An 11,655-nucleotide genomic window follows, 5' to 3' on the forward strand; every position below is an offset into this window, starting at 1 on the left:
GGGGGCGGTTCAGGCCTCAGTGCTCCAGGTCTTCATGCGCGCGATCACGCATGTAGAACGCGGCAACCAGGCCCAGGGCCACGCCAAACATCACGTAGTAGGCGGGCGCCATGGGCGAGCCGGTGGTCTTGATAAGCCAGGTCACGATGAACTGCGCGAACCCGCCAAAGATCATCACGGCCACGTTATAGGCCAGCGACAGGCCCACCGAACGCACGCGCGCCGGGAACAGCTCGGCCATCACCGTGCTGAACACGCCAAAGAACGCCGACACGAAAATGCAGACCACGACCTGCACGGTCAGCAGGCGGCCGATCGACGGCGCATCCGACAGCCAGAAGTACAGCGGGTACAGCACGATCAGGTAGCCGATCAGCGAGCCGATCACGAGCGGACGGCGGCCGATGCGGTCGGACCAGGCGCCCATGAACGGGGTCAGCACCACCATCAGCGCCGCGCCCGCCATCTGCACCAGGAAAGTCTGGTTCAGCGGCAGCATCAGCACCTTGGTCGAATAGGTGACCAGATACGTGAAGGTGATGTAGATGGACACCGTGGCCGTCACCACCAGGCCCACGCCGATCAGCGTCTCGCGCGTGTGGGTGCGCAGCATCTGACCCAGCGACAGGCGCTTGACCTCGCCGCGCTCGGCGGCCTGACGGTCGGCTTCCTTCATTTGCTTGAAGGCGTCCGTTTCGTCGACGTTGCGGCGGATGTAGATCGCGATCGGCACGATCACCAAGCCGAAGGCGAACGGCAGGCGCCACGCCCAGTCGGCGATCTGCTGCTCGGTGAAGAACTCGGTGATCAGCGTGCCGCAGCCCGCGCCGATCAGCAGTGCCAGCATCTGGCCCGCCATCTGCCACGAGCCATAGAAGCCGCGCTTGCCGTTGGGCGCCATTTCGATCAGCAGCGCCGTCGACGTGCCGAACTCGCCGCCGGCCGAGAAGCCTTGCAGCAGGCGAGCGATGAGGATGAAGATCGGCGCCAGGATGCCGGCCGCGTGGTAGGTGGGCGCCACCGTGATCAGCGCGATGGACACGGCCATCAGCGAGGTCACCAGCACCATGGCGGCCTTGCGGCCCTTGCGGTCGCCATACAGGCCCAGGATGATGCCGCCCACCGGGCGCATGAAGAACCCGACGCCGAAGATGGCGGTGGTCATGAGGATGGCGTTCAGTTCGCTGCCGGGGACGCTGGGGTCCGTGGGAAAGAACAATTTGGCGATGATCGGCGTCATGAACGCGAACACCAGGAAGTCATACCATTCGAGGGCGTTGCCTATTACCGCTGCCACGATGTTGCGTGTGGGGACTGCTTTGTGCTGCACGGGATCTCCTTGGGGGCTTTGTAAAATCCGGCCGACATTCTAGGCGGTGCCGCCCCGGCCGTCCTGGCAATCGTCCGCAAGGGGCCCGAGACGCGGCCGCTGCCTGGCTTTACACTGCGTCTTTTCCCCACGAGAGTAGTGACATGAACGCGCGCACCTGGCTGGAAACGCTGGTTGGCTTTGACACCACCAGCCGCAATTCCAATCTTGCCCTGATCGAAACCGTCCGTGACTGGCTCAAGGGCCAGGGCGTCGAGGCATGGCTGGCGCACAACCCCGAGCGCACCAAGGCCAACCTCTTTGCCACGCTGCCGGCGCAAGACGGCAACCAGCAGGGCGGCATCGTCCTGTCGGGCCACACCGACGTGGTGCCCGTGGATGGCCAGGACTGGAGCACGGACCCGTTCAAACTCGTCGAAAAAGACGGTCTGCTCTATGGCCGCGGCAGCTGCGACATGAAGGGCTTCATTGCCGGATCCCTGGCCCTGGTGCCGGAATTCATGGCCATGCCGCGCAAGAAGCCCATCCACCTGGCGTTCTCCTATGACGAGGAAGTCGGCTGCGCGGGCGCGCCGTACATGCTGGCCGACCTGCACGAACGCGGCATCCGCCCCGAGGGCTGCGTCGTGGGCGAACCCACCGGCATGCAGGTCGTGGTGGCCCACAAGGGGATCAATCTCTTCCGTTGCAAGGTCCACGGCAAGGCGGCGCATTCCTCGCTCACGCCGCGCGGCTGCAACGCCATCGAATACGCCGCCCGCCTGATCTGCCGCATCCGCGACCTCGCGGACAGCTTCAAGGCCAACGGCCCCTACGATCAGTTCTACGACGTGCCGTTCTCCACGATGACCACCAACCAGATCCGGGGCGGCATCGCGGTCAACACGATTCCCGAACTGTGCGAATTCACCTACGAATTCCGCAATCTGCCGGGCATGCGCCCCGACGACATCCAGGCCGAAGTCGAAAAATACGTGCGCGAAGAGCTGCTGCCGAAGATGAAGGCCGAATTCGACGGCGCCAGCATCGAAATCGAGACCGGCGCCGCCGCGCCCGCCCTGGAAGCCTCGGAAGAAGCCGCCATCACCCAGCTCGTGCGCGCCCTGACCGAAGACCGCGCCACGCGCAAGGTGGCCTACGGCACCGAGGCGGGGCTTTTCCAGGGGATCGGCATTCCCACGGTGGTCTGCGGCCCCGGCCACATCGAACAGGCCCACAAGCCCAACGAATACGTGGCGCTGGACCAGCTTGCCGCCTGCGAAACCTTCCTGCGCCGCATGGGGCAGTCGCTCTGACGAGCGGACCTCCTGGGGGCGGGCGGCACGCCGGTGCCGTCCGCGTCAGGTAAAATGACGGGTTGCAAACCGGATTTGCGGCCGGCAGTGGCCTGCCGCGATGCCGGGGGAGATGCTTTGGTGAAACCTTACGACTTTCCGGATGCCAAGGGCCATTTCGGGCCTTATGGCGGTGTTTTCGTGGCGGAAACGCTGATGCACGCGCTCGATGAACTGCGCGCGTCCTATGACCGTTATCGGGTCGATCCCGCCTTCCTGGAAGAGTTCAACTACGAACTCAAGCATTTCGTGGGCCGGCCCAGCCCCGTCTACCACGCCCGGCGCTGGTCCGAGCTGGTCGGCGGCGCACAGATCTGGTTCAAGCGCGAAGACCTGAACCACACCGGCGCGCACAAGATCAACAACTGCATCGGCCAGGCCCTGCTGGCCAAGCGCATGGGCAAGCCGCGCGTCATCGCCGAAACCGGCGCGGGCCAGCACGGCGTGGCCACGGCCACCGTCGCCGCCCGCTACGGCATGGAATGCGTGGTGTACATGGGCAGCGAAGACGTGCGCCGCCAGGCCTCCAACGTCTACCGCATGAAGCTCTTGGGCGCGACCGTGGTGCCCGTGACTTCCGGTTCGCGCACCCTGAAGGACGCGCTGAACGAAGCCATGCGCGACTGGGTCACCAACATCGAAAACACGTTCTACATCATCGGCACGGTGGCGGGTCCCGACCCCTATCCCCGCATGGTGCGCGATTTCCAGACCGTCATCGGCAACGAATGCCTGACGCAGATGCCCGAGGCCATCGGCCGCCAGCCCGACTACGTCGTGGCGTCGGTGGGCGGCGGCTCCAACGCCATGGGCATCTTCCATCCCTACATCCCCCACGAAGAAGTGCGCCTGATCGGCGTCGAAGCGGCGGGCGAGGGCATGGACAGCGGCAAGCACGCCGCATCGCTGGCCGCGGGCCAGGTGGGCGTGCTGCACGGCAACCGCACCTACGTCATGCAGAACGCGGATGGCCAGGTCCAGGAAACGCATTCCGTTTCCGCCGGCCTGGACTATCCCGGCGTCGGCCCGGAACACGCGTGGCTCAAGGATTCCGGCCGCGCCGAATACGTCGGCATTACCGACGAGGAAGCCCTGAAGGCTTTTCACGACTGCTGCCGCATCGAAGGCATCATGCCCGCGCTCGAGTCCTCGCACGCCATCGCGCAAGCCGTCAAGATGGCCGCCACGCTGCCGCGCGACGCCGTGATCCTGGTCAATCTGTCGGGCCGCGGCGACAAGGACATGCACACCGTCGCCGAACGCGCCGGCATCGAGCTCTGAACATGACAACCCGCACTGATCGCATTGCCGCGGCTTTCGCGCGCACCGCAGAGTCCGGCCGCGCCGCGGCCCTGATTCCCTACATCGCCGCCGGCGATCCTTCCCCCGGCGCCACCGTGCCGCTGATGCACGCGCTGGTGGATGCCGGCGCCGACGTCATCGAACTGGGCGTGCCGTTCTCGGATCCCATGGCCGATGGCCCCGTCATCCAACGCGCCGCCGACCGCGCCATCGCGCAGGGCGTGGGCCTGGCCCGCGTGCTCGAACTGGTGGCAGATTTCCGCCAGCGCGACACCGCGACGCCGGTGGTGCTGATGGGCTACGCCAATCCCATCGAACGCATGGGGCAGGCGGAATTCGCCAGCCGCGCGGCGCAGGCCGGCGTGGACGGCGTGCTGGTCGTGGACTATCCGCCCGAGGAAGTCCTCGAGTTCGCCGCCACCCTGGGTGAGCACGGCATTGCGCCCATCTTCCTTTTGGCGCCCACGTCCACCGAAGAACGCATCAAGGCCGTCGCCACGGTGGCGCGCGGCTACGTGTATTACGTGTCGCTCAAGGGCGTGACGGGCGCGGGTTCGCTGAACACCGACGACGTCGCCGACCGCGTGGCCCTGATTCGCCGCCACGTGCGCGACATTCCGGTCGGCGTGGGATTCGGCATCCGCGATGCCGAAAGCGCCCAGCGCGTGGCCAGATCGGCCGACGCCGTGGTCATTGGCAGCAAACTGATTGAAACCATGGAGCAGGCGGTCGCCAACGCACCGGCTGCCCAGCAAACCGACGCCGCAGTCGCCGCCGCCAGCGGCTGGCTGCGCACCATCCGGCAGGCGCTGGATCAAGTAAAACGAGAGAACGCGTCGGCCTGAGCGGCCGGGTCGCGATCTCAAACGGGATGAATACTCAATGAGCTGGATCGATAAACTCCTGCCGCCTCGCATCAACAAAACCAGCGACAGCGGCGCCCGCCGCGTTCCCGAAGGCCTGTGGGTGAAATGCCCGTCGTGCGAATCGGTGCTGTATAGCGAAGACCTGGCAGCCAACCTTCACGTCTGCCCCAAGTGCGACCACCACATGCGGATCGGGGCTCGCGCCCGGATCGATTCGCTGCTCGACATGGAAGGCCGCGTTGAAATCGGCCAGACCACGCGTTCGGTCGACACCCTGAAGTTCAAGGACACGCGCAAGTATCCCGAGCGCCTGCAAGAGGCCGTCAAGGCCACAGGCGAATCCGACGCGCTGGTCGTCATGAGCGGCTCGATCCGCGGCGTGCCCGCCACGCTGGCCTGCTTTGAATTCGAATTCATGGGCGGCTCGATGGGCTCGGTGGTGGGCGAGCGCTTTGCGCGCGGCGCGCAGGCGGCCCTGGACAACAAGACGCCGTTCATCTGCGTGGCCGCTTCGGGCGGCGCGCGCATGCAGGAAAGCCTGCTGTCGCTCATGCAGATGGCCAAGACGAACGCCATGCTGACCCGCCTGTCGGCCGCGGGCCTGCCGTTCATCAGCGTCCTCACCGATCCCACGATGGGCGGTGTGTCGGCCAGTTTTGCGTTCATGGGTGACGTCGTCATTGCCGAACCCAAGGCGCTGATCGGCTTTGCCGGCCCGCGCGTGATCGAACAGACCGTGCGGGAAAAGCTGCCGGAAGGCTTCCAGCGCGCGGAATTCCTGCTGCAAAAGGGCGCCATCGACATGGTTGTGGATCGCCGCCAGCTCCGCGAAGAAATCGCCCGCCTGCTGGCGCTGCTGACCAATCAGCCGGCCGACGTGGTTACTGCCTGACAATGCTGCCGGCGCCGCGCTGCCGCATGACGGCCGCGCCGGCTTCGGAAATGCCGCCGGCAGCTTCGTGCTTCGGGCGGCATTTTTGTTTTTGTGCGCAGGTTTAAAGCTTGGGCACGCTACTTGCTAAGGCGGCCTAGCGCAAAATCGCAAGCTTGAATTACGCGTGGCCCGGAACAGTCTTTTTCATGTCGGTTTGTTGCCATATTGCGACAGGCGTAAGGCGGCTTGGTCCGGATTTTGCTAATGTTCCCCGTTAGTCCAGAAATAGATGGAGTTAATCCCATGCAGTCGACGAAGAAGAAAATGCTGACGCGCCTTGCCGGCCTGGCCCTGGCAGGCGTTGCCACCTTTGCCAGCGCCCAATCGTCCGAGGGCACGCAGGGCGGTGTCAGCCTGCACTACGGCATTGGCGATCACTACAAGCGCCTGACCCTGAACTACGAGACTGCCTCGCTCTGGACCTATCAATTCGGCGGCAACTGGGGCCGGCTGGACCTGACGCCGGAATTCGGCGCCTCGTACTGGCAGGCTGACGGTTCGCGTTCGCCCGGCCATGTGTGGCAGTTCAGCGCGATCCCGATGTTCCGCTGGTGGACCGGCGAACGCTTCTACATCGAAGCGGGTATCGGCGCCACGCTGTTCTCCAGCACGCGCTTCGCCGACGAAAACATCAGCACGGCCTTCCAGTTCGGCGACCACGTCGGCGTTGGCTTCCTTCTCACGCCGAACAACCGCATCGGCCTGCGCTATTCGCACTTCTCGAATGCCAGTATCAAGCGCCCGAACCCGGGCCTAGACGTGGTGCAACTCACCTACACGTACCAGTTCTGATCGCATCGTGACGTCCTGAGCGTTCCCGCCTGCCGGAACGTTCCGGGCGCAGATCTTGAAAACCACCCGTTCACGGGTGGTTTTTTTTGTGCCTCGCCTCTGACGCCGGTGCTCCCTCGGCTACCCCTGAAACCACAAAAAAAATTATCGTTTGACTGCGTGTTCACGTACTTGTTGGTGTTGAGTGCAATGGCCAGAATGCCCTGGCAGCACCCAAAACCACAACGAGCCGTCGTGGGAGGCTTCGATCCGCCGCTGTGTGCGTGATCGGGCAGGGCCCGGCAGGCGGCACACGGAGACGCAGATGAAATACCCCTGTATGAAGGCGCGCCGCTTGGCGCGCATTGCCGGCGCCGCCGGCCTTGCCCTGTCGCTGGTGGCCGCCCCGGTCACCGTGCTGGCCGACGAATTTCCCGCCAAGCCCCTGCGCATGGTCGTGGGCTTCGCGCCGGGCGGCGGCGCGGATATCGTGGCGCGGCTGGTGGGCGCCAAGATGGCCGACAGCCTGGGTCAGCAGGTGGTGGTGGAAAACCGCGCCGGCGCCACGGGCACGATCGCGGCCGACAACGTGGCCCGCTCGCCCGCCGATGGCTACTCGCTGTTCCTGGGATCGCAATCCACCATGGTCGTGGCGCCGTCCCTGTTCCCCACGCTGCCGTTCAAACCCGAGACCGACTTCGAACCGGTATCGCAGATCGTGACGATGCCCCTCATCCTCGTGGTCAACCCCGCGATGATCGATGTGAAGAGCGTCGGCGAGCTGACCGAGCACATCCGCAAGGCGGGCAACGGCGCGCTCAGTTATGCGTCCTCCGGCCAGGGCGGCCCGCAACACATCGCGGGTGAGTTGTACGCGCACCGGGTCGGCACCAAGGTCACGCACGTGCCCTACAAGGGCGAATCGGCGGCGATCGCCGACGTGCTGGGCGGCCACGTGCCCTACATGTTTGCGAACCTGCCGGTGGCGCTGCCGCACATCGCCTCGGGCAAGGTGCGCCCGCTGGCGATCACCAGCCTGAAGCGCGATCCCAAGGCGCCGCAGATTCCCACCCTGGCCGAATCGGGCTTCAAGGACTTCGAGGTGTCGACCTGGTATGGCGTGTTCGCGCCGGCCAAGACGCCCAAGCCGGTGATCGAGAAGCTGTCCAATTCCATCCGCACCGCGCTGGCGCAACAGGACATGCAGGCCAAACTGAGCGAGCAGGGGTTCACGGTGGTGGGCAGCGATTCGGCGGCCTTCAGCCAATTCGTGGGCGCCGAACTGCCGCGCTGGTCGGTGCTGATCCGCGACATCGGCATCAAGCCGGAATAACGCGGTCACCACGTGCTGGCGCCCCTGGGCGGGCGTCAGCGGGAGCCGTTCACCGGCGGCTCCCATTCATTCACCCGAGACAATGACATGATCGACTTCACCGAAAAACGCGCCGCCGGCCCCGTCATCCGGCTGCATTCCGCAGACAACGTCGTGGTGGCTCGCGTGCCCATCGGCATCGGCACTGCCGTGCCCTCCGAAAACCTTGTCAGCCGCAGCCAGGTGCCCGCCGGCCACAAGATCGCGGCGCGCGATCTGCGCGCCGGCGAACCCATCCTGAAATACAACGTCTGCATCGGCTTTGCCGCCACCGACATCCCGGCGGGCACGTACGTGCATTCGCACAACATGGATTTCCAGGAATTCGACCGCGACTATGCCCACGCGCGGGACTACGTCCCGACGCAAATCCTGCCCGAATCGGGGCAGGCGCAATTCCAGGGCATCGTGCGCGCCAACGGGCAGGTGGGCACGCGCAACTACATCGGGATTCTTGCCACGGTGAACTGTTCGGCCACGGTGGTGCATCGGATTGCGGCCGCGTTCACACAGGATGTCATGGACGCCTATCCCAACGTGGATGGCGTGGTGGCGTTGAGTCACGGCATGGGCTGTGGCATGGAGATGTCCGGCGAGCCGATGGACCTCTTGCGGCGCACGATGGGCGGATACGCCTGTCATGCAAATTTTGCGGGCGTGCTGATCGTGGGCCTGGGGTGCGAACGCAATCAGCTCGATGCGTTGCTCAAGGACCAGGGCCTGGAGGCGGGCGCGCGGCTGCAGACCTTCATCATGCAGGAGACGGGCGGCACCCGAAAAACGATCGAGGCCGGCGTCGCCGCGGTGAAGGCGATGCTACCGGCCGCGAACGACGTGCGGCGCGAGCCGGTGCCGGCGCGGCACCTGAAGATCGGCCTGCAATGCGGCGGATCGGATGGCTTTTCGTCGATCACCGCCAATCCGGCGCTGGGCGCGGCGATGGATATCCTGGTGCGGCATGGCGGCACCGCCATCCTGTCGGAGACGCCGGAAATCTATGGCGTCGAGCATACGCTGACGTCACGGGCACGCAACCGCGAAGTCGGCGAGAAGCTGGTCCAGCGCATCCGCTGGTGGAAGGAAGAGTACTCGCCGGGGCGCGACGTGCAGATCAACGGCAAGGTCAGTCCGGGCAACCAGATGGGCGGCCTGGCCAACATCTTTGAAAAATCGTTGGGCTCGTCGATGAAGGGCGGCACCACGGCGCTGATGGAGGTCTACCGCTACGCGGAACCTGTCCGGCAGCCGGGCATGGTGTTCATGGACACGCCGGGGTTCGATCCCGTGTCGGCAACGGGGCAGATCGCGGGCGGCGCCAACATCATCTGCTTTACGACCGGCCGCGGCTCGATGTTCGGCGCCAAGCCGGTGCCCTCGATCAAGCTGGCCACCAATACGCCGATGTTCGACCGTCTGACCGAAGACATGGACGTCAACTGCGGCGACATCCTGGACGGCACGGCAACGCTGCAAGAGGTGGCGCAGCGGATCTTCGAGGAAATCCTGCGGGTGGCCTCCGGCGACCGCAGCAAGAGCGAGTTGCTGGGACTGGGGGACCACGAATTCGTGCCCTGGAATATCGGCGTGGTGAGCTGACCGCCTTGCAAGCCGGCGGTGCCGCGGACGGTCAGCGTGTGGACCGTCCGCGTTTGGAAGCGGCCGCGTGAGGACCGTCCACGTGGTGCAAAAACGCTCAGGCGTCGGACAGCGCGGCGGCGCCCGGCATCTCAAACCCGTTTGCCTGCAACGCGGCCTTCAGCCCCTCTGTCTGCGAGGCATTCAGTTCCACCAGCGGCGGCCTTACCGTGGCCCAAGCCGCATCGCCGGACTTCCAGGCGATGGCCGCCTTCATGGCGGGAATCATCGGAAATTGCTGGAACACGTTGCGCGTGGCGTTCAGGCCCGCCTGACGCTCGTCGGCATCCGCCTCTTGCCAGCGCTGCTGGAGCGCCACGATCGGACCAGGATTGACGTTGCCCGTGGCCGTGATGCAGCCCACGCCGCCCGCGCGCAGGGTCTGCAGCAGGAATGCCTCGCTGCCCGCATAGACCTGGAATCCGCGGGGCGAAAATCGCTCGATCATCGCGGCAGTGTTGGCCCAATCGCCGCCGCTGTCCTTCACGCCGGCGACGATGCCGGGATAGCGATCGAGCAGACGCTCGATGAGGGCCAGGCTCAGCGGCACCTGGCTCACGGGCGGGATGTGATAGAGATACATGCGCAGCTTGTCGTCGCCCACGCCCTCGATCAGCTCGGCGTAGTAGCGGAAAAGGCCTTCGTCGCTGACCCCTTTGTAATAAAAGGGCGGCAGGACCAGCACACCCATGCTGCCGCTGCGCACGGCATGCTGCGTCAGCGAAATGGCATCGGGCAGCGCGCAGGCGCCCGTGCCCGGCATCAGCGCCGACGGTTCCACCCCCGCTTCGAGCAGCGCGTCCAGCAGCGTGTGCTTCTCTTCCAGCGACAGCGAGTTGGCCTCGGAGTTGGTGCCGAAGATGGCCAGTCCGACGGACTGTTCGCGCAGCCAGCGGCAGTGCTTCACGTAGCGCCCCAGTGCCGGGCGATAGCGCTCGTCGAACGGCGTCAGGACAGGAGAAAAAACGCCGGGAATGCGGGCAGGGGTCGTCATGTCTCTACTCGTTATTGGAAGGATGGAAAAAGCGCGCCGCGCACGCGCGGCTGCGATTTCCGATTCTGGCATTGATCTGTCCTGCGAACATCTGCTGTTTAATGGCTTCAATCCATAAAATTGTTGTGGTTTGCCACACGTCAAGAAAAGGGGGGGACCGTGGATACGCGCTATGTGCAGAGCTTTGTGTCGGTCATCGAGAGCGGCTCGCTCGCCGAGGCCGCGCGGCGGCTGGACCTGACCCCCGCCGCCATCGCGGCGCGCGTGCGCACGCTGGAAGAAGAGCTGGGCGCCACGCTGATCAAGCGTGTGGGCCGCAGCGTCAAGGCGACCGAAGCCGGCCTGAAGGTGCTCGAGCGCGCCCGCAGCGTGCTGCGCGAGGTGCGCGACCTGCGGGCCAGCGCCGCGGACGACGCGCCGCTCGGCGAGCTGCGCCTGGGCGTCTCGGCGTCGGCCTTGACCGGCATCATGCCCATCGTGCTGGCCCGGCTGTACCGGCGTATGCCCAAGCTGGCGGTCTTCATGGAACCCGGCACTTCCAACCATCTGTACCACCGCGTCATCAACGCTGACTTGGATGCGGCGTTCATCGTCAAGCCGCAATTCAATCTGTCCAAGGGCTACGCCTGGAAGCAGGTCACCGAGGAGCCGCTGGTCGTGCTTGCCCCGCCCGACACGCCGGGCAACGACGCGCACGAGCTGATGCGCACGCAACCCTTCATCCGCTACGACCGCAATGTCTGGGGCGGGCGGCTGGCCGACCAGTACCTGCGCCAGCATGGCATTGCGCCCCGCGAGCGGCTGGAGGTCGACGGCCTGATGGGCATTGCCTGCATGGTCTCGGAGGGGCTGGGCGTGTCGCTGGTGCCGGATTGGGCGCCGGATTGGCTCGACAGCCGCCGCGTCAAGCGTGTGCTGCTGCCCGGCCGAGCGCCGCTGCGCCGGATGGGCATTCTGTGGGCGCGTCACATGCCGCATTCGGCCCTGGCGGAAGCCTTTGTGGAGGAAGCGGGCCGCGCTCTGGATCCGCAGGCGCGCCATTCGGCAAGCGACTGACGCCGCTCGAGGCAAAAAAACACCCCGCAGACCGTTTCCGGTGTGCGGGGTGTTGTGCTTC

The 11,655-nt window shown here is 65.5% G+C and carries 10 protein-coding genes; 8 read left to right on the forward strand and 2 right to left on the reverse strand.

From position 1 onward, the window contains the following. Positions 1-16 precede the first annotated feature (16 nt). Complete coding sequence (locus LN047_RS06390; protein ID WP_108005061.1) at positions 17-1,330, reverse strand: MFS transporter; 1,314 nt, start codon at positions 1,328-1,330, stop codon at positions 17-19. Between the two features lie 143 nt (positions 1,331-1,473). Between LN047_RS06390 and argE the strand changes: the two genes are divergently transcribed. From argE to LN047_RS06425, 7 genes are all read left to right on the forward strand, one after another. After that, a complete protein-coding gene (argE, locus tag LN047_RS06395) occupies positions 1,474-2,625 on the forward strand; it encodes an acetylornithine deacetylase (RefSeq protein WP_062840548.1) in 1,152 nt (383 codons plus the stop codon). A 120-nt stretch (positions 2,626-2,745) separates the two neighbouring features. Beyond that, entirely contained in the window at positions 2,746-3,945 is a 1,200-nt protein-coding gene (gene trpB, locus LN047_RS06400; protein WP_056322725.1) for a tryptophan synthase subunit beta, read from the forward strand. 2 nt (positions 3,946-3,947) lie between these two features. Continuing rightward, positions 3,948-4,811 carry a tryptophan synthase subunit alpha gene (gene trpA / locus LN047_RS06405; RefSeq protein WP_373981351.1) on the forward strand — a complete coding sequence of 288 codons (864 nt, stop codon included), beginning with the start codon at positions 3,948-3,950 and terminating at the stop codon, positions 4,809-4,811. A 37-nt stretch (positions 4,812-4,848) separates the two neighbouring features. Continuing rightward, on the forward strand, positions 4,849-5,724 hold the full coding sequence (gene accD / locus LN047_RS06410; RefSeq protein ID WP_056321862.1) for an acetyl-CoA carboxylase, carboxyltransferase subunit beta: 876 nt from the start codon (positions 4,849-4,851) through the stop codon (positions 5,722-5,724). Between the two features lie 285 nt (positions 5,725-6,009). After that, positions 6,010-6,558, forward strand: a complete 549-nt coding sequence (locus tag LN047_RS06415) for an acyloxyacyl hydrolase (RefSeq protein ID WP_373981352.1) — start codon at positions 6,010-6,012, stop codon at positions 6,556-6,558. Between the two features lie 304 nt (positions 6,559-6,862). Continuing rightward, the gene (locus LN047_RS06420) at positions 6,863-7,870 is read left to right on the forward strand and encodes a tripartite tricarboxylate transporter substrate binding protein (RefSeq protein WP_313690188.1); all 1,008 of its coding nucleotides are present in this window, start codon (positions 6,863-6,865) and stop codon (positions 7,868-7,870) included. An 87-nt stretch (positions 7,871-7,957) separates the two neighbouring features. Continuing rightward, positions 7,958-9,505 (forward strand): UxaA family hydrolase, encoded by a 1,548-nt coding sequence (locus LN047_RS06425; RefSeq protein ID WP_373981353.1) that lies wholly within the window; start codon positions 7,958-7,960, stop codon positions 9,503-9,505. 97 nt (positions 9,506-9,602) lie between these two features. Here LN047_RS06425 and LN047_RS06430 read toward each other — a convergent pair whose 3' ends face one another. After that, positions 9,603-10,538, reverse strand: coding sequence for a dihydrodipicolinate synthase family protein (locus LN047_RS06430; RefSeq protein WP_056321873.1), 936 nt, complete (start codon positions 10,536-10,538; stop codon positions 9,603-9,605). A gap of 159 nt (positions 10,539-10,697) precedes the next feature. Here LN047_RS06430 and LN047_RS06435 point away from each other — a divergent pair, with 159 nt between their 5' ends. Next, a complete protein-coding gene (locus LN047_RS06435) occupies positions 10,698-11,594 on the forward strand; it encodes a LysR family transcriptional regulator (RefSeq protein WP_056322728.1) in 897 nt (298 codons plus the stop codon). Positions 11,595-11,655: the final 61 nt, after the last annotated feature.

The sequence above is a fragment of the Achromobacter sp. JD417 genome (assembly GCF_041879325.1).
GTDB classification, from domain to species: Bacteria; Pseudomonadota; Gammaproteobacteria; order Burkholderiales; family Burkholderiaceae_B; genus Achromobacter; species Achromobacter mucicolens.